The organism is Prevotella sp. Sow4_E9_plate (assembly GCF_052116205.1).
Lineage (GTDB): Bacteria > Bacteroidota > Bacteroidia > Bacteroidales > Bacteroidaceae > Prevotella.
In genome coordinates this window covers 183730-203632 of the sequence record NZ_JBQKLN010000001.1, presented here as the reverse complement: position 1 = coordinate 203632, position 19903 = coordinate 183730, and the positions used below count along the sequence as shown (strand labels likewise).

Annotated in this window: 15 protein-coding genes; 2 read left to right on the top strand and 13 right to left on the bottom strand. The window is 43.1% G+C overall.

The window, feature by feature from the left end; genetic code table 11:
• Positions 1-4: 4 nt before the first annotated feature.
• The 8 genes from ACTQ53_RS00765 to rpsF all read right to left on the bottom strand — a co-directional run bounded on the left by ACTQ53_RS00765 (position 5) and on the right by rpsF (position 11059).
• Positions 5-3472: a helicase-related protein gene (locus ACTQ53_RS00765; protein ID WP_441931661.1), complete on the bottom strand. Its 3468-nt coding sequence runs from the start codon at positions 3470-3472 to the stop codon at positions 5-7.
• A gap of 533 nt (positions 3473-4005) precedes the next feature.
• Positions 4006-5496 carry a type II toxin-antitoxin system HipA family toxin gene (locus ACTQ53_RS00760; protein ID WP_441931660.1) on the bottom strand — a complete coding sequence of 497 codons (1491 nt, stop codon included), beginning with the start codon at positions 5494-5496 and terminating at the stop codon, positions 4006-4008.
• Positions 5497-5502: 6 nt separating this feature from the next.
• Positions 5503-5814: a helix-turn-helix domain-containing protein gene (locus tag ACTQ53_RS00755; RefSeq protein WP_264952855.1), complete on the bottom strand. Its 312-nt coding sequence runs from the start codon at positions 5812-5814 to the stop codon at positions 5503-5505.
• A gap of 704 nt (positions 5815-6518) precedes the next feature.
• A complete protein-coding gene (locus tag ACTQ53_RS00750; protein ID WP_441931659.1) occupies positions 6519-8711 on the bottom strand; it encodes an alpha-amylase family glycosyl hydrolase in 2193 nt (730 codons plus the stop codon).
• Between the two features lie 91 nt (positions 8712-8802).
• On the bottom strand, positions 8803-9690 hold the full coding sequence (gene fabD, locus ACTQ53_RS00745; RefSeq protein WP_217759918.1) for an ACP S-malonyltransferase: 888 nt from the start codon (positions 9688-9690) through the stop codon (positions 8803-8805).
• A gap of 208 nt (positions 9691-9898) precedes the next feature.
• On the bottom strand, positions 9899-10423 hold the full coding sequence (gene rplI, locus ACTQ53_RS00740; protein ID WP_153123070.1) for a 50S ribosomal protein L9: 525 nt from the start codon (positions 10421-10423) through the stop codon (positions 9899-9901).
• 19 nt (positions 10424-10442) lie between these two features.
• Positions 10443-10712, bottom strand: coding sequence for a 30S ribosomal protein S18 (gene rpsR / locus ACTQ53_RS00735; RefSeq protein ID WP_006847399.1), 270 nt, complete (start codon positions 10710-10712; stop codon positions 10443-10445).
• Positions 10713-10714: 2 nt separating this feature from the next.
• Entirely contained in the window at positions 10715-11059 is a 345-nt protein-coding gene (rpsF, locus tag ACTQ53_RS00730; RefSeq protein WP_153123072.1) for a 30S ribosomal protein S6, read from the bottom strand.
• 238 nt (positions 11060-11297) lie between these two features.
• On the opposite strand from rpsF, the gene ACTQ53_RS00725 reads away from it, so the two are divergent.
• Positions 11298-11489 carry a hypothetical protein gene (locus ACTQ53_RS00725; RefSeq protein ID WP_153123073.1) on the top strand — a complete coding sequence of 64 codons (192 nt, stop codon included), beginning with the start codon at positions 11298-11300 and terminating at the stop codon, positions 11487-11489.
• 66 nt (positions 11490-11555) lie between these two features.
• On the opposite strand, the gene rprY is transcribed toward ACTQ53_RS00725, so the two are convergent.
• The 3 genes from rprY to ACTQ53_RS00710 all read right to left on the bottom strand — a co-directional run bounded on the left by rprY (position 11556) and on the right by ACTQ53_RS00710 (position 16281).
• Complete coding sequence (rprY, locus tag ACTQ53_RS00720) at positions 11556-12254, bottom strand: response regulator transcription factor RprY (RefSeq protein WP_153123075.1); 699 nt, start codon at positions 12252-12254, stop codon at positions 11556-11558.
• A 48-nt stretch (positions 12255-12302) separates the two neighbouring features.
• Positions 12303-13862 (bottom strand): sensor histidine kinase, encoded by a 1560-nt coding sequence (locus tag ACTQ53_RS00715; protein ID WP_153123077.1) that lies wholly within the window; start codon positions 13860-13862, stop codon positions 12303-12305.
• A 256-nt stretch (positions 13863-14118) separates the two neighbouring features.
• The gene (locus ACTQ53_RS00710; protein WP_294968750.1) at positions 14119-16281 is read right to left on the bottom strand and encodes an elongation factor G; all 2163 of its coding nucleotides are present in this window, start codon (positions 16279-16281) and stop codon (positions 14119-14121) included.
• 256 nt (positions 16282-16537) lie between these two features.
• Between ACTQ53_RS00710 and hemW the strand changes: the two genes are divergently transcribed.
• Positions 16538-17701, top strand: coding sequence for a radical SAM family heme chaperone HemW (gene hemW / locus ACTQ53_RS00705; protein WP_441931658.1), 1164 nt, complete (start codon positions 16538-16540; stop codon positions 17699-17701).
• A gap of 44 nt (positions 17702-17745) precedes the next feature.
• On the opposite strand, the gene ACTQ53_RS00700 is transcribed toward hemW, so the two are convergent.
• Positions 17746-18135 (bottom strand): hypothetical protein, encoded by a 390-nt coding sequence (locus ACTQ53_RS00700; protein ID WP_441931657.1) that lies wholly within the window; start codon positions 18133-18135, stop codon positions 17746-17748.
• Positions 18136-18555: 420 nt separating this feature from the next.
• Positions 18556-19902, bottom strand: a complete 1347-nt coding sequence (locus ACTQ53_RS00695) for a citrate/2-methylcitrate synthase (protein ID WP_153123086.1) — start codon at positions 19900-19902, stop codon at positions 18556-18558.
• Position 19903 lies beyond the last annotated feature (1 nt).

The following is a 19903-nucleotide window of genomic DNA, read 5'->3' as shown; positions in this document are numbered from 1 at the left end:
TTTCTTATTTTTTACTAACATATTCCCAAACTATCAAGTCGAAGTTCTCTATCTTGAATTTCTCTTCCAACAACTTACCCTTAGCATCTCTCTTTTTCGGGTTAGCAAACAAGCCACCTGCCTTGTGCGACTTCGCTATGTCGAGGATGATTGAGGTAGCCTGCTGTGGCACCTTACTTTTCATCCACTCCTTCAATATTCCCGAAAGCTTGCTGATTCGTTCGTTGTCATTGCTTTCTATCCAGTCTGGCACATACCGCTCCTGATTTTTGTTGGTTCTCAGGAACTCCAGAATCTCGGCTCTATTCAGTTCCTGATAAGTGGCAGGAAGATGAGTATCCACCGGCTGACACATCAGATATAGCTCGGTATATGGTTTATTGCTGCCCTGCTTTCTGTGGGGATAGCCTACCACGGCAACCAGACTTTCAGGTATCTTCTCAAAGAGGGTATCGTCGAAGCGGAAACCAGAGAAGATACCATTCGGCATACGACGGAACACATCCCGGTTCTTGTCGAGGAAATCGAGCAAGTCCTGGCGATAGGTCTCAAAGGAGAAATCCTTGAGCGACAAGGTCTTTGGCGACTCTATATCGGAGATGCTGTTGTTCTGGAGTTCCTCCAGCAGACGGTCGGCATTCTTGTCTTGCAGAGGATTGTCCTCTACCATCTTCTTGAACTTCTCATCAAGTTCCTGAGTCTCGGTATCCACCAGTTTCATCAACGACATACGATTCTGTATGCGGGTCTCCAAATGAAGATAATCCTCAAACGATTTGGCTGGCCAGAAGTTAACACAACGGATCACCTTGTTAGGCGAACCGATACGGTCGATACGACCGAAACGCTGGATGAGACGAACCGGATTCCAATGGATATCAAAGTTAACCTGCGTATCAGCATCTTGCAGATTCTGACCTTCCGACAGGCAGTCGGTGGCTATCAGGATATCTATGCCATCATTTACCTGCTCCAAGGTCTTTGTATCATATTGCGCTATCAGCTCCAGCCACTTCTCGTAACTTACATTCCAACGTTGCTTCTCATCATTATAATATTTGGCTCTATCTAGTCGGGCATCAGCATACATGCCGCTCCAGTCTTTCTCCTTGTAGAGCTTGCTATAAGGCGCAAAACTTTCAAGCACTGCGGTGAAGTTCTTGGTACTGTGAGTACCTGTGGTAAAGACATTCTGTCCCGAAGCAGAAGCCATGCGAGAGAAACCTCGCTTCTTCAACTTATCGAAGATAAACTGAGCGGTATCGGCAAAGGCGGTGAAGATAACGACCTTCTTGTTTTTGGTTTTCTTCTTCTCGTTGAGAATTCTCACAAGTTCTTCCAACTTCAAGTCTTTCTCCTTGCCAGCCTCATAGTCAGCAGCAAAAGCCTCGAAGTTCTTGTAGATTTCCTTCAATTTATTGACATCCATCTGCAGATTTCGGATGAAACCACCCAAGTTCTGCATATCCGAAAGTTTTATGGTTCCCTTACGGAGGGAATAAGCCTCGTCCATCAGGTCATCGATTTCCTCATCATCAAAATCTGCATTACCTTCTCCTCCACCAGTAGAGATAGCTCCATTGCCACCTTTTTCCTTGAACTCCAAGGCAAGTTTCAAGGTGCTTTCATGCACATCGAGTACCTTCTTCACCGTAGTCATGCAAGAATACCAGGAACTTTCCAGACGCTTCATAAACAAGACACCCATCATCTTGACCAGAAAACGTTCGCGGTTTACGTTGTCATCCCAATCCTTAGCCGCTCCCTTTCGAGCCTTTTTCTTATTCACTTCGAGATAAAGACTTGGCTGATAGGCGGTAAGGCTAAGTTCATCGAACTTCTGATAAATTTCTTCCGTGGTTTGCAGCTTGCCTAGATGCTCCACGCCCTGATAGATATTGACAGGCTTCTCCTTGTCTGGGAAGCCCAAGTCTTCGCCCAAAGTCTTCTCAATCAACTTTCGTGTACGAGCCACGATAAGCTTGTCTGTCAGATTGAAGAACTTAGGAGGCAAGGTGGCGATGAATCCACCGATGGTTCTGTCGGGATTGTTGCACCACTGGGTATATTTGGTCTGCGCATCCTTGAAAAGGTTGGTAAGCGATTCCACACCGAAGTCATCATTGTCGAAAGCATCATCCTTGCCATGACCGATGAGGTTGAACTGTCCCTTCACATCGTTCAAGCCGGTGTTGATAGGAGTAGCTGAGAGCATCAGGACTTTTACATCCCTGTTTTCCTGTCCCTCCTTATTTTGGATAAGTTTCGCCATCAACTCCTGATATCTGCCAGATTTCTCATTGCGCAGATTGTGGCTCTCGTCTATCACAACCAGAATCTTCTTTCTCGTCTGAAGATAGCTCAACTTGGCATCGGTGTATCGCTCCTCCATACGGTCGTTCTGCATATCGGTATGGAAACGGACGATATAGTCGAACTCATCCTTCTCGAAACGGGAGTTGCAACGGCGGAGATACTGGTCCCAGTTTTGCTCCAACTTCTTTGGACAGAGCAAGACTGTAAGATAATTCTGAGTCTGGAAATATTTGATGACAGCCAATGCAGAGAAGGTTTTACCAAGACCCACAGCATCGGCAAGGATAGCTCCATTATACTTACGGAGCATTTTTATCAGAGAGATGACACCCTTCTGCTGGTAATTGAAAAGCGTGTTCCAAATCACACTGGTCTGCAAAAGCTGCATATCCTGTCGGTGTTCAATGCCGCCATCCAAGTCGAGATCGGAATTGAACAACTCGAAGAGTATCTTATAATAGATTTCCACTGGTGTATATTTGCGGAAAATTTTCTCTATCTCTTGGATAAAGTATTGTTTCACATCTATTTGCGCTCCCTTAGGTTTCTCTCTATCCTCTGGCATTTTTTCTTTTGCTACCGAAGTCCACTGTTCCTCAAACCAGGAACGGAGAGAACGGTAGGTATCGGAGTTGCCTGTGTCGGCAAGGTTCAGCTCCACATTAGAGGAAGGAGTATATCCCAAGCCCGCATAAGTCAAATTGCTACTGCCCTGCACATAATAGTTGTGGGCAGGGTCATGATTATCCTTAAAGAGATAGAGTTTGGCATGGCAAAAGGCATTGATAATTGCCTTGACATGCACCTTGTCACGGCGCAGGAACTCAAGGGCATTCTTGGCGGCATCACTCAGATGGAGTGCATTCTCTATGCCACAGTCATCATTGAGCAAGTCGAGGATATGGTCTTGGAACTGATCGTCGGCAACCATCTGAGCCAGCACCATACGATACTCATTGTTGGGCGAGAAGTGCTTACCCAACAGTTCCAGACCTGTTACCGAAAAGAATCCCGTCACTATATCGAGTACACCTTCCCTGTTCTTCTCTGGGTCGGTATAGTACTTCATGTAATCCCAAACTGTCGTGGTGTTAATTCCGTCATTAGGATCTCTATCTTGTTTGTTGTCGATGATCATACTTAGGTCGATTTTCATTTCTAATCTACCCGACTCCCTAAGTAGAATCAATTACTTCTATATCACTTACACACAATCATTTACAAAGAAAAGGCGCAGGAATCATATTGCTATCAATATCCTTGTCAATTGAGGCCGTAGGAAGAGCCCTGGGTGTCAAAGATAAGAAGCAATAGAAGCCTACGCCAATAGGTATATATTTTGTGTACGGCACAGGATGCACCCTCTCCATACGAATGAAAAGAGCACACCTATGCCATAGTGTAAATATACACGATGGGTAGACGCCCACCGCTGTCTTCATCTGAACACCCTTTGAAATTTCCTACGTTTCAATTGAACAGAAGAAAACGTAAAGCAAACGTCTTTCTTATTATGATAGGCCAAGCCATGGACTTTCATTTCATAGCCAGCATCTCAATGCCAGCCATCCACAGCAAGACAAATGCAAAGGTAATAAAAAGGAATGAGACTGGCAAGAAAATAATTAATTTTCTTGCCAATCCCAAGGAATTTCATTGAAAAAAAGACTCAACATAATCACTACTCTTCTATCTCACCAGATATTTCGCGACCAAATCTCTAAGCATCGACTCCGGAAGATTGGATACTCCCAACTCTTGAATCAAAGCATATTCTGGCTTATTCTTTCCGATAACAAACTTATACTCTCTCCCATCTATACTTGCATACAAATGGAAGTTGCCCTTGTACGCCTGCTCTATACGAACATCTGTACAACTTTTGCCATCAATCTCAAAAGCAACCAAACTGTCGCCCTTATCCTCCAACCCCCATGATACGAGATGAGCATTTATCGCTGACTCAATGGAACAGATCCATCTGTCTTGAACCTCATACCGCTTGGCAATTTCACGGAATTGCCGCAGAGAATCAGCTACTTCCCTGATGATTGCATCAGCACGCCGAATGCCACTGTCCTTGGCAAACTGAATGGCATCATCGTAAGAAATATGATGCAGCTTAGACCTTACATACATACAATGACCCGTATTGGGTAAATAGCCTCCTGTATCTATAATATAAGTGAGGTCGTAGGCTGGCGACAAACGCCAAAGCCCCGCCTCGTCCATAACAAAAGAGAAATTCTTTGTATGGTCATCCGTATTGTTGGAAAGGACATTGAACACAAGTCTGCGAAATACTTCCTGACAATCAGTCTCTGGCAAATGCAATTTCCTGCAGACAGCAATAAGTCCCTCATAGCTATCGGTTTCCGGAGAAATCGCAGCAAGGGTCTGTGTATGCAACTTCCGCTCACCATCTCGATCGAAACGCTTCGTTATGAAATTCCTGTTTCCCTCTATCTCATAGAGTCTGGATGGCATCATATCTATTCCCGACTTGATGGCCATCTCGTAATAGGTCATCTCTATCTCGGCAGAACTATATTTCGTATCGCCAAATTTTAATATATAGTAATCATAATCCTGCAGCCCAGCCACCTGACCGCTCCGTATCTCCCCCGTAGTTTTATCGATGGCAATGATAGCCTTAGGCTGGCGTCCACCAGCCGATGTTCCCACCGTAAGCAAGGACTGCATCGTGATAGATTCCTCTAGCATAATGTGGGCATTTTCACGTTCGATGAAAATGCGCTCAGCCAAGTCTGCCAACGACTTGACATCTATCATTTCTGCCTTATCCGTCTTTGCCACCTCTGGTAAGAATTCCAATGCCCCCATGCCTCGCTTACCGATAAAGGAAAGTTTATCCAACGGAGTTATATCAGCATTAGGAATATGATTTTGAATTCTCCAAAGCTCGAAAAGCTGATTACCCCAGGCATCCGGCAACGAATCAGCCAAAAAAGCAGGAAGTTTCTGGTACATTCTGGTATCCTCTCCCCACACGGGTGTCATTGCACGAATACCACGCACAGGAGCTTGAAGAGGAGAAACATCAATTCCCTTCTTCAAGAACTCAGGATTGTATGTGAAGTACGATAACCTGCGGCGATCATCCCATGCCAAGCGACCAATCTCTTCGCCCCAAAGCATTACTCTCAAAGTATTTACCATAGCCAGTTATAATTTAGTATGACGAATTCTCTGTGCCTTCTTCTCATCCTTTCTCATCAGATAAGGTGAAGGAGGAAGTTCTGGAAGCACATCATTGATGGCATCAATCTGCCCCACCACCTTCAGCAAGAGGAGAAAAGTGGATAGCGAAAGATTACCTGCCGTTCCATTCTCAAACTTGTGGATGGTGGTCAAACCAAGCCCCGTAAGCTCGGCTACCTCTTTCTGGGTGAGATTGCATCTCATTCTATATTCCTTGAATCTCACTCCCAGCAAGCGTACCAACTCAGGAGTTGAATATTCATATAAATCTGCCATAATCTTTCATTTATTTATCTATCATTATAATGATATTTATCCCATATATCAGCCTTTATCTTCAATATACTGATATTTACGGTTGCAAATATAACAAAAAGAAATGGAACTGGCAAGCTTTGAAGAGATTATTTTTTTCCTTTCTATTTTTTCTGATAAATGACGTACTTTTGATGCTCTTTTTGCACAAAGTGCCCAAAAATCACTCTATACTATGGGCACTCAATGCTCACGTGACGAGCAGTGAGTGCTCGTCTGTTGATCCATCGATGCCCATCAGTTGGTCCGTATGTGCCCATCAGTTGGTCCGTATGTGCCCATCAGTTGGTCCGTATGTGCCCATCAGACGAGCACAGACAAAGAAACGTATTTATAGGATAAGACTGACACTAACAAAGATGTCAAAAGGCATAGAAAAGCATCTATACCTCAATAAATGTTTCTCTCTTATAGGATAAATTTCTATTCAAAGACGTTGAACCGTCATTCAAAGACGTTGAACTGCCGTTCAAAGACGTTGAACCGACATTCAAAGACGCTGAACCGACATTCAAAGACGCTGAACGAAGAATTCTCCCTGGTGCATAAACAATTTATATCAGGAGAAAAAATCACATCTTGCTATATAAGAAAAAAACAGCAATAGCTACTACTGAAAAGTATAGCCATTGCTGCTTTTTTTATATCGTTACTATATTTTATCACTACTGCACGATCTTGAAACGAATACGCAATGAATGGGCATGCTCATCCCAATTTGTTCCGAGCAATACAAACTTACCAATCTGCGCCGTAGAACGTACATGCTTGCCAATACATGGACAAACATCGTAATCACCAATGCGTACCAGACGCAAAGTTTCACTTGCATCATCCGGCAAACGATCAATCTTAACATTCGCAGGAATATGGTCGCGATCCACAAACTCATAGGTCACAGGCATATCTTCCTCTATCAAGCGATTCATTTCCGTTTCTATCGTCTTTTCCTCCTGACGAGTTGGCTTATGATCGACAACAAAAGTCATCTTACTCTTCTTACGCTCAATATGGGCATTGCGACTACGCTCGCAACCAAACATGCGAACCATCAACTGGTTGAGCAGATGCTCAGCCGTATGAGCAGGAGGGTACTCCTCCTTGTGGTGCTCATTCAATACGAAATCAATTTCCTCCATCTTGACATTGAATTTATAAATTCTTACTCCATTGGCATCCATTGATATTGGGAACACGCCATCCTTCTTCAGTTCTACCTTCTTCTTACCACCAGAGAACAGTTCTGTGACAAGAACCTCTTCTTCCTTGATTTGGAAGAAATCGAAGGCGTGACCAGGAATGCAAACCTGCAACTGACGAGTCTCTTGAGAGAAATTGAGTACGATGAGCATCACCTCATCATCCTTCTTGCGAAGGAAAGCAAAGTTGGTGCGCGGATCGAAGCCTTCAGACCACGGATTCACATACATCAAATCGAAGGTTTCACCCTCTCGAATCGCTTTCTCCTCATTGGCGAGACGTAGAAGCTGGCGATAAGTGGCTGCCAAATACTTCTGTTCTTGGGTATATACGTCCTCTGCATTTTCCTGATAAGCATGCGTCAAAGTCTCAGGACTCCAATAATCAAATATCGTGGTGCGACCATCTCTGCCACTGAATCCTTCCTTATCCATACCCTTCTCGCCAAATTCCTGTCCGCTATAAAGCATGAAAGGATTCTTCTGGAAGAAGAGACTCATGGCTGCTGCAGGAATTGCCTTCATGGCATTACCACAGAAGAAATCGCTGGCGATGCGCTGCTCATCATGATTTTCCAGGAAATAGAGCATGTGCTGGCGGATATCATCCACCACCTGCCATTCATGAGTGATACTGGCAGCAGGGCGCTCACCCCGAACCACACCACGCAGGCAATCATACATTCCCACCTTATCATAAAGATAATCGAAACCAGCCTTCACATAGTTGCGGTACTGGTTAGGATCATATACCTCACCGATTACAACAATGTGAGGATACTTCGATTTCAATATCTGCGTAGCATAAGACCAGAATGCAGTAGGCACCATCTCTGCCATATCGCAGCGGAAACCATCTACACCCTTGCTTGCCCAATAAAGCAGGATATCCGTCATCTTGCCCCATGTATTTGGCACAGGCTCATAATGATAGCTTCTGCCTCCCGCATCACAATAATCCACTCCATAGTTGAGTTTCACGGTCTCATACCAGTCGTTGCAGCCAGGACGGTTGTCAAAGCGGTCGTTACCCGTTGCCTTAGCAGGACTCTCCTTATATTGTTCATATATCTTGGCATCCTTGGCATGAAAAGCCTTGAACTCCGGCTTAGAGTGGCGAACATCGTTCAAATCTAAATCGCCCCAAGCATAATAGAAATTATTCTTGGTAGAAAAATGCATGTTAGGATCATCATCTTCTCCCAAATCTCGTACACCTGCCGGTTTGCAAATGGAATGATACTCACGAGCCACATGATTTGGCACAAAGTCCATCACAACTTTCATACCAGCCTTATGCGTGCGCTCAATAAGCATTTCCCACTCCTTCATTCTTAGACTGACATTCTCCGCCAAATCCGGATCGATGTCATAATAATCGGTGATGGCGTATGGCGAACCTGCCTTGCCCTTTACCACCTCAGCATGTTGGGTAGGAATTCCATAAGATGAGTAGTTTGTCTGTGTGGCATGACGAATCACACCTGTATACCAAATATGTGTAAAGCCCATGTCATGAATACGGGCCAGAACCTCATCAGTAAAGTTATTAAGCTTTCCGCAACCGTTTTCTTCTATTGTACCATTCTCCTTGCAATTGGTATTCTGATTGCCAAAAAGACGAGGGAGAACCTGGTAAATAATAATTTTTTCCTTCATTTAGCGGTCTATACGTAAAGAATGAAACGCTTTATCTTCCCAACAACGCCTTTGCTGAGAAAATAAAGCGCTGACTATAATTAAATCTCAATTAAGCAATGCCGTGAGCAGCTACATTCTTGTCGATGCGGCCAATCATACCCTGCAAAGCCTTGCCTGGACCACACTCTGTGAAATCATCAGCACCATCAGCAATCATAGCCTGAACAGATGAAGTCCAACGTACAGAACTTGTGAGCTGAGCGATGAGGTTCTGCTGAATCTCAGCAGGATCAGTATGAGGCTTACCGTCTACATTCTGATAAACAGGGCACTTAGGAGCAGAGAAAGTAGTCTTCTCGATTGCTGCCTGAAGCTCATCCTTAGCAGGCTGCATCAATGGAGAGTGGAAAGCACCGCCCACCTTCAAAGGCAAAGCACGCTTAGCACCAGCAGCCTTCAACTGCTCACAAGCAGCATTGATAGCATCAACATTACCAGAAATAACGAGCTGACCAGGGCAGTTATAGTTAGCAGCAACAACTACGTTGCCCTCTGTGCTTACCTGAGCGCAGATTTCCTCAACCTTCTCATCAGGCAAACCGATGATAGCAGCCATAGTACCAGGATTAGCCTCGCAAGCCTTCTGCATAGCATTAGCACGTGCAGCAACAAGCTTCAAACCATCCTCGAAAGCCATAGCACCAGCAGCTACCAATGCAGAGAACTCACCGAGAGAGTGACCAGCAACCATTGCAGGCTGGAACTCCTCACCCAAGCAGAGAGCAGAGATAACAGAGTGGAGGAACACAGCAGGCTGTGTAACCTTGGTTTCCTTCAACTGCTCATCAGTACCAGCAAACATAATATCAGTAATCTTGAAGCCGAGAATCTCGTCGGCCTTATCGAAAAGTTCTTTTGCCAATGCGTTGTTGTCGTAGAGGTCCTTACCCATACCTACGAACTGAGAACCCTGACCAGGGAAAACAAATGCTTTCATTTTTATCCTTATTTTAAAAGTTTATTATTAATATACTATTTTACTATAAATACTTCCAATTCGGGTGCAAAGATACAATTTTTTTCTGAGAATCGGGAGAGAAAAACAAAAAAAATCCCTAATGCCTTCCGGCAAAAGGGATTCTTTATATTAATTTGCTTTACAGTGCGAAAATTATCGTACTAATGACAAATTGATTGATTAAGGATTACTCAGCTGCAGGAGCCTCTTCCTCAGCAACCTCAGCAGCAGGAGCCTCTACAGGAGCCTCAGCTGGAGCAGCTACAGGAGCATTCTCAGCAACAACGATAACAGGAACCTTAACCTCAACCTCCTTGTGATAGTGTACAGTAGCCTCGTACTCACCAACCTTCTTAGCATCCTTCATAGTAACGATCTTGCGATCAACCTCGATGCCCTTCTTAGCGAGCTCCTCAGCAACAGTTGCAGCGTTAACTGAACCGTAGAGCTGACCAGTAGCACTAACCTTAGCAGTAATAGTAAGAACAACGCCATTGAGAGCCTCGCCCTTCTTAACAGCCTCAGCCTTGATAGCCTCAAGCTTGTGAGCCTGCTGCTTCAAATCCTCAGCCAACTGCTTCTTAGCAGATGGAGAAGCGATAACAGCCTTACCAGTAGGGATAAGGAAGTTACGACCATAACCACTCTTTACATTAACGATATCGTTCTTGTATCCAAGACCGATAATATCTTGCTTCAAAATAATTTCCATTCTTCTTCTCCTCCTTAAATTACTTCATCAAATCGGTTACGTAAGGAAGCAAAGCGATCTGGCGAGCACGCTTTACAGCCTGTGCTACACGGCGCTGATACTTCAAAGATGTACCTGTGATACGACGTGGAAGGATTTTACCCTGCTCGTTCAAGAACTTCTTCAAGAACTCTGGATCCTTGTAGTCGATGTACTTAATACCGCTCTTCTTGAAACGGCAATACTTCTTCTTCTTTGTGTCAATAGAAGGAGCGGTCAAATAACGGATTTCTGATTTCTGATCTGCCATGATTAAGCCTCCTCTTTTTTACCAAGCTTTGCACGACGCTTCTCTGCGTAAGCGACAGCATACTTGTCAAGTTTAACAGTCATGTAACGAATTACTTTCTCGTCGCGGCGATAAGCTGTTTCGAGCTTAGCGATAACAGTTGGCTCAGCCTTGAACTCAACCAGGCTGTAGAAGCCTGATGTCTTCTTCTCGATGTTGTAAGCCAACTTCTTCAAACCCCAAGCCTCTTTGTTCAGAATCTCAGCACCATTATCGGTGAGTACCTTCTCGAACTTAGCGACCGTTTCCTTCATCTGTTCATCAGACAAAACGGGAGTCAAAATGAAAACGGTTTCGTATTGATTCATACTACTTTTGATAATTAAAATTTGTTATTAATAAATATTTTGCGCTTCGTAAAAGATGCCATAAAACATCCTTTTCACGAATTGCGGTGCAAAAGTACGACTTTTTCTTGAATTAACCAAATATTTTTTGTACTTTTGCAGAAAACATTTGTTCTTTTTAGCTTTTATGAAGTTTTTAGAAGACTTTTTGAAGGGTTACACCTTATTAAATATATAAAATAAATAAGAAGTAAAGATTATGAAGAATCAGAAATTAAAGAAATCATTCCGTGCTCTCCCTACCATGGGCATGGCTTTCATTGTGTTGGGCGTATTGCTACTTGCTGCCAGCTTTGCGATGAACATCAAGAACAACAGTATGCTCTACGCTGGTTTGTTTTTTATCCTTGCTGGGGTAGCGGGATATATTTATACTATCAAAAAAGGATGAGCCGACTGCTTCGACTCATCCTTATCTTTTTAATCAGCAGAATACTTTGCTTGTCTTTCCGGCTTATTAATCCTGGTTTGGCACAATCAACTTGTAACCCTTGCCATGGATATTGATGATTTCAATCTGATCATCATCCTTCAGGTGCTTACGAAGTTTGGTGATATACACATCCATAGAGCGAGCATTGAAGTAGTTGTCATCAATCCAGATTGTCTTGAGGGCAAAATCACGCTGCAGGATTTCATTGGCATGTGAACAGAGAAGAGCCAACAACTCATTCTCCTTGGTTGTCAACTTAGTCTGTTGATCACCAATAGTAAGGAGCTGCTTCTGTGTATCAAATACGAACTTGCCGATGTGATACAGAGTGCTCTCCTTGGTCTTCTTGCCACGTACACGGCGCAAGATAGCCTCTACACGGAATACCAGCTCCTCCATAGAGAATGGCTTGGTGATATAATCATCAGCACCAATCTTGAAACCTTCGAGGATATCCTCCTTCAATGTCTTGGCTGTCAAGAAGATGATAGGCAGATCCGCATTAGCCTGTCGAATATCCTGTGCCAGGGTGAAACCGTCTTTCTTCGGCATCATCACGTCAAGAACAGCTATATCATACTTATTCTTTGTAAATTCCTTGAATCCCTGCTCACCGTCAGGACACAACACTGTAGAATAACCCTTTGCCTGCAAATATTCGCGAAGCAACATACCCAGGTTCTCATCATCCTCACAAAGCAAGATTTTAATTGTCTCTTCCATATCTTAATCCATTTTAATTTGTTAATATTCCTATTATTTATTTCCTTTTTAACTATGTATTACCGGCAGTTTTATGGTGAAAGTAGTACCCTTGCCGAATTCACTTTCTACCTTGATTTCGCCATCATGCAAATCCACGATTTTCTTCACATAGGCCAATCCGAGACCGAATCCCTTCACATCATGCACATTACCAGTATGAACACGATAGAACTTATCGAAGATTTTCTTCAGATTCTCCTTCTTCATACCCAATCCGGTATCAGTTATAGAGAGATAAAGATGTTCTTCATCATTCCAGGTTTTCATCGTAATGTTGAGTGGCTCATCCGGTTTGCGATATTTCACCGCATTATCCATCAGATTGAAGATTACATTCTGGAAATGTACCTCATCTACATAGAGCCCCGAATCAATCGCTTCAATATCGGTATATACCTTACCCCCCGTATGCTCAACACGGAGTGCAAATGAATGAGCAATGTTTTCCACCATCTCATTGAGATCGAGTTCTTTCTTCTTGAATACCGCCTTCTTACGGTCGAACATACTCATCTGCAGCACTTTCTCTACAAGGAAGCGAAGTCGTTTAGACTCATCGTTTATCACCCCACCCAAATGTTTCTGCATCTGTTCACTCTTGGAAACAGAGGAATCATTTAGCATCTGTGCTGCCAGACTGATACTGGCAATAGGCGTCTTCAGCTCATGGGTCATATTGTTGATGAAATCGTTCTTGATTTCCGTATATCTCTTCTGTCGGAAGATAACCACAATGGTAAAGATGAAGGTAATCAGCAATACCAGAGTAAAGATGATACTTGGTATCATGAAGCGCACACTGGAGAAGATGTAACTATTCATATCAGGGAAATGAATCTTCACAACTCCCATCTTCGACTGCGGGTCGTTACGGAAAAGTACCTGCGAATAGCTGTATTCCTCGCCCTCATCGCTATAGTCTGGACAGCGATACACCTCACGTCCATCCTGTGTAGTTACGGTGAAATGATATGGTATGTTAATACCATTGTTCATCATCTCTGCCTTCAAGTCCTGATCCAGCTGCTTGAAGTTGATACGTTCCTTCAAAGGCTTATCAGATGCAGAATAGAGAATGGAATAAACCACCTCGTCCAACAACGCTTTCTGATATACATAGCGATTCTTGACGATTTCCTGCAACGACTTCTGAGTTTCGTTGATCGAATTCTTATCGCTTCTCAAAATCATCGCCTTAGGCATATTGCCAGGACTAATGGCGATGGTTTTCAGTTCAAAGGATGAATACACCGTACCATCCTTTCCTACTACCGAGTACTGATGCGATTGCTGCACTGTACCATCAGGCATCCCGCTACGAGTACCCGCAGAATCCTTCTTGGCCGCCTTCCGCTCTGTCTCATTGACATCTTTTTCAAGATAGCGCAAGGTTTCATTCAGCTCCAGATTTCTTGAAGCTTGATATAGGGCTCTGTTGACAGATTCATCAAACTGTTCCTTCTTCATGTTAACCATCTCCTGGATGTAACTCAACTGCAAAAAGAGCAGAGCAAGGAACGAAAAGCCCATAATAATGGCTATGGTCCAAATCGTTTTCTTCTTCATGGGGGCAAAGATAGGAATTTTCTTAATTGGTTAACACAAAACAGTTAATTATTTAATCGGTTTTTAAGCAAATTAACTAAAAATAAATCATTTAGTTTCATATACAAAACTAACACAGACATAAAAAGACGAAAAAGGAGCGTACATATCACATGCACGCCCCCTCATTGGTCATATCAACATAAAATTTTAATTTATATAAGAGAGATAATTCTCAAACTAATGTATTCTTATATATTGCAAATGAATAATTCAATTATTCATCTTCCTTTGCCAACTCAGCCTCGTGCTCAGCAATCAACTTGCCCTGAATGTCGGTAGGAACCAACTCGTAGCTGGCAAACTTGGTTGTAAACGAAGCACGACCACCAGTAATCGAACTGAGAGAAATAGAGTAATTTGCAAGTTCCTTGAGAGGTATCTTAGCACAGAGCTTCTGATAACCTGCCTCTGAATCCATACCCATGATAAGAGCACGACGTCCCTGAAGATCACTCATTACATCACCCATATAGTCGGCAGGAACATAAACTTCCAAATCATAGATAGGTTCAAGAATCTTAGGACCAGCCTGCTTGAACGCATCGCTGAAAGCATGACGTGCAGCCAACATGAACGACAACTCGTTGCTGTCTACAGGGTGCATCTTTCCGTCATATACGATTACACGAACGTCACGAGCATAAGAACCAGTCAAAGGACCATGTTCCATACAGTCCATAATACCCTTAAGAATGGCAGGCATGAATCGGGCATCAATGGCACCACCTACAACAGAATTGAGGAATACCAACTTGCCACCCCACTCCAAAGAAACCTCTTCACGGCTCTTGATATTCATCTTGAACTCCTGGCCGTTGAAAGTGAATGATGTTGGATCTGGCATACCTTCTGCATAAGGCTCAACAATGAGGTGCACCTCACCAAACTGACCAGCACCACCACTCTGCTTCTTATGACGATAGTCTGCACGAGCCTTCTTGGTAATAGTCTCACGATATGGAATACGAGGCTCCTCGAATGTAACGTTGAGTTTCTCGTTGTTTTCCAAACGCCACTTCAATGTACGGAGGTGGAACTCACCCTGACCACGAACGATAATCTGACGCAACTCCTTGCTCTGATCAACAATCCATGTAGGGTCTTCCTGACGCATTTTGATAAGGGCAGCCATCAGCTTCTCTGTATCTTGGGCATTAGCAGCCTTGATAGCACGAGAATACTTAGGATTAGGATACTTGATGAAATCGAAACGCCACTCAGCACCCTTTCCATTCAAGGTATTGCCAGTCTTCACGTCCTTCATCTTCACGGTACAACCGATATCACCAGCGTTCAACTGATCCACAGGTACACGGTTGGCACCAGCGCAGGCATAAATCTGTCCGATACGTTCCTTAGAACCACGGTCGGCATTGGTCAGGTCATCACCACTCTTAATAGAGCCACTCATCACCTTGAAGTAACTTACCTCACCGATATGTGGTTCCATACCTGTTTTAAAGAAATACACACTCTCAGGACCATTGGTATCAGGAGCAACTTCCTCACCACGGGTATTGTGCAACTTAGGCATCTCGCTTACGAAAGGCACCACGTTGCCCAAGAACTCCATCAAACGATGAACACCCATAGACTTACCTGCACAAACACAGAATACTGGGAAGATACTACGGGTAACCAATCCCTTACGGATTCCCTCGCGGAGTTCATCCTCTGTCAAGCTTTCGCTCTCGAAGAATTTCTCCATCAAGCCCTCATCGTTTTCGGCTGCAGCCTCAACGAGTGCTGCATGAAGTTCCATTGCCTTGTCCATTTCCTCCTCAGGAATATCCTCGATGATAGGAGCACCGCCTTCTGGTTTCCAGGAATATTTTTTCATCAATAAGACGTCAATGAGAGCATTGAAGCCAGGACCGGTCTCGATAGGATATTGTATCTGCACACACTTAGGACCATATATATCCTTCATAGTTGCAATGAGGTTATCGAAATCACATTTGTCAGAGTCAAGCTGGTTGACGAGGAAGATGACAGGCTTGCTCAACTTCTCGGTATAACGGAAATTGTTCTGGGTGCCTACCTCTGGACCATATTGACCATTGATAAGGATAACTGCCTGATCGGTTACGTTGAGGGATGTAATTGCACCACCAACGAAATCGTCGCTACCAGGGCAGTCGATGATATTCAACTTCTTGTTGTTCCACTCCACGTGAAAAACGGTAGGGAACACAGAGTAACCATACTCCAGCTCAACTGGGAAGTAGTCGCTCACCGTATTCTTCGCTTCTACAGAGCCTCTACGCTTGATCACGCCTGCTTCAAATAACATACTTTCGGCAAGTGTAGTCTTGCCGCTACCCGCACTGCCCAGCAATGCAATGTTCTTAATCTCATTTGTCTGATATACTCTCATGACGCTTATAGATTTTTAAGGGTTATACATTAAATTTGCTAGTTGTTTTCAACAGTCCAACCATGCGGTTTTTCCGTTTCATGGTACTAAATTACGTTTTTTTTCTGATACTTCCAAAAGTTTTATCGAAAAAGTTGCCTATTTTTAAAACATATTAGTAATTTTGCATTTTGTTAAATATAGAAATCCTCCTTACACCTTATTATATATAAGAAGATAAGGGTAAGCTAGAAGGAATAACTGGAAGTAAAAAAATATGGCTGGATTATACATACATATCCCATTTTGTGAAAGCCGCTGCATTTATTGCGGTTTTTACAGCACTACATCCCTCAAACTAAGGGATGCATACGTGGACGCACTCATCAAAGAAATGTCTCTACGCCCTATTCATCAAGAATTGGAAGAAGGAGAAAAGATAGAAACTGTATATTTAGGAGGTGGTACGCCCAGTCAACTTACGGGCGAACAACTCATCAAATTATTCGATGGAATCAATAAATATCTAGGACATTTCACTCGCGATATGGAAATCACGATGGAATGCAATCCTGATGATATTACAGAAGAGTTTTGCCAAACCCTCAAACAGCTCCCGGTCAACCGCATCAGCATGGGTGCCCAAACTTTCAGCAATGAGCGTTTGCGCTTTTTACACCGTCGCCACAACGCTCAAGAAGTCAGAATAGCCGTAGAACGTCTGCGCAACATTGGCATCAACAATATCAGTATCGACCTCATGTTCGGCTTTCCCGGCGAAAATATCGAGCAATGGACAAGCGACATCCAAGAGGTCATCAGTCTGAATGTGGAACATATCTCAGCATATAGCTTGATGTACGAAGAGGGGACCTCACTCTATCGTTTATTAGAACAGGGGAAAATTGAAGAAATTGATGAAGAGATGAGCCGGAACATGTACGATACACTGATACAACTTCTTACCAAGACCGGCTACGAACATTACGAAATCAGCAACTTTGCCCGCCCAGGCTATCGTTCACGCCACAACAGCAGCTATTGGCACGAAACTCCATACATAGGTATCGGAGCCGCAGCCCATTCATATAAACGCATCCATAAAGGAGGGCAACTTTTTGCCACAAGAAGCTGGAACATAGCTCAACTGGCACAATATATCGAAAAGATAGAACAAGGCACATTGCCATCAGAAAAAGAAGAACTTGACATCAATACCCGATACAACGACCTCATCGCTACTGCCCTACGTACTTCCGATGGCATCAGTATAAAACATGTGGCAGAAGAATTTGGAGAAGAGCTAACCCGTCAACTAACTTCGGAAGCTCAAAAACATATTGCCCGCGGCCTGATGAAGATAGAGAACGACCACCTCTCGCTCACTCCTAAAGGACTCTATGTTTCTGATGATATCATGAGCGACTTCATGATAGTGTAAAAAAGTTGCGACATATTCTAATCCAGAATATGTCGCAACTTATATTATGACCAAGACTCAATTTTGTCTAGACCATATTTCTTATAACGTTCATAATAGAAATTCTTAATAGCATCCAATGCCTGAATCGTAGTCTTTTTCTTTTGCAGATAAGGCTTGAACATCTGAAGTAGCGCAAAAAGCACAACCACAACAAGCAAAACCACGCCCCATGACAGAATTTCACTTTCAAAATTCAATCTAGGCTGAAGTATGATGCCAACAGCTATCGGCAATACAAAGCATACCCAATCCATCGGGGTATCTAAGCGCGTAGACTCAAGATACTCTTCTCTCAAGTTCTTTGGCGATTTCAAAATTAACCTTTTTTGATGCTTTAGCCAATAATCTTCAAACTCTTTTTCCATAATTTTTTCATTTACTGTTCCGCTCATCACCAAAAGAAATTCAATTGATAAAAAACGGAGCTCATAACGCAATCCATTTTGATTAATACTAATTTAAACTTACGGTGAGATCTAAGTTTAAAACATTTACTATAGCTAGACCTCAACTTTCATCTTTTACCTGAAAACGTAATTTCAATATGCAAAATTATCACATTATTTTGAGAACAGCAAATAAACGCCACTATTTTCATGAATTATTAACGTTTTTTATGCACCAAAAGTGTAGACTCTCAATAAACACATTCAAAAAGCAACAAAATACAAGCACCTTGACTACAACAGTCCCCAAAAAGATAGCAGAAACGCCATTACCATCCTTTATTGGCTTTTTATCAGAAAAAAGCTGGCAATACCCACTACGAGTATTGCCAGCTTTTATATATTTCAATAAAAGGAATCACCGTTTTATCTTTCATCAAGCGGCTGATAATCAAGCTCACCAAGAATGTTCTTATAAGCTGGACGAATGATACGACGACCCTCAAAGTTGAGTTCCTCGATACGATGTGCTGTCCAGCCCACAATACGAGCCATTGCGAAGATTGGAGTATAAATCTCTTGTGGCAGACCTATCATTTCATAGATAAAGCCACTATAAAAATCGAGGTTTGCACACGCAGGCTTACTTCCTCCACGATGCTCCTGCAAACATTTGATTCCCTCCTGCTCTATCAATTTCAAGAAATTGTACTCATCTTCTCTACCTTTTTCCTTGGCAAGTTCACCAGCCAAGCGCTTCAATTCTACAGCACGAGGATCGCTCAATGTGTAAACGGCATGACCGATACCATAGATAAGTCCCGTCTTATCATAAGCCTCCTTATTGAGCATACGCTTGAGATAAATATCCAATTCGTTTACATTGGTCCAATCCTTGATTGCCTCTTTTAAGTGGTGGAACATATTGATAACCTTGATATTGGCACCACCATGCAAAGGACCTTTCAAACTTCCGATACCTGCTGCGATAGAGCTGTAGGTATCTGTACGAGTAGAAGATGTAACACGCACTGTAAAGGTTGAGTTATTACCTCCACCATGTTCTGCCTGAATAATCAAGAGAAGATCGAGCATACGCGCATCCAGCTCAGAATAGTTCTCATGCTTCATCATGTAAAGAAAGTTCTCTGCAATAGAGAGATTCTCACGAGGATGACGAATATGAAGACTTCTACCCTGCACTGAATGACGGTAAATATTGTATGCATAGGCAATAATCGTAGGGAACTTTGCTATCAGCTCAATGCTTTGGCGCATCAAGTTATCACGACTGATATCATCAGGATTTGGATCAAAAGTGTACATTTCGAGCACACAACGAGCCAAAATATTCATAATATTGCTACCCTCCAACTCAATAATGTGGGTAATTGTACGGTGATCGAGCGGCATATTGTCGTTCAGAAGTTCCTTAAATGCCTCCAGTTCCTCCTTATCAGGCAACTGACCTGAGAGCAGGAGGAAGGCAACCTCCTCAAAACCGAAGCGCTTTTCCTTCAGAAGTGGGCTTACCAGATCATCCAGCTCATAGCCACGATAGTAAAGTTTACCCTCTGTAGGGGTCAACTTGCCATCTGCATCGCGCTCATAACCCACGACATTACCTATATTGGTCAATCCAACCAATACGCCAGAACCATCCTCATTACGAAGTCCACGCTTTACATTAAACTTCTTGAATGCCTCTTTATCAATCTTGCATGAGTTTTTAACCTCATCACTCAGCTTATATATTAAATATTCTTTGTTCATG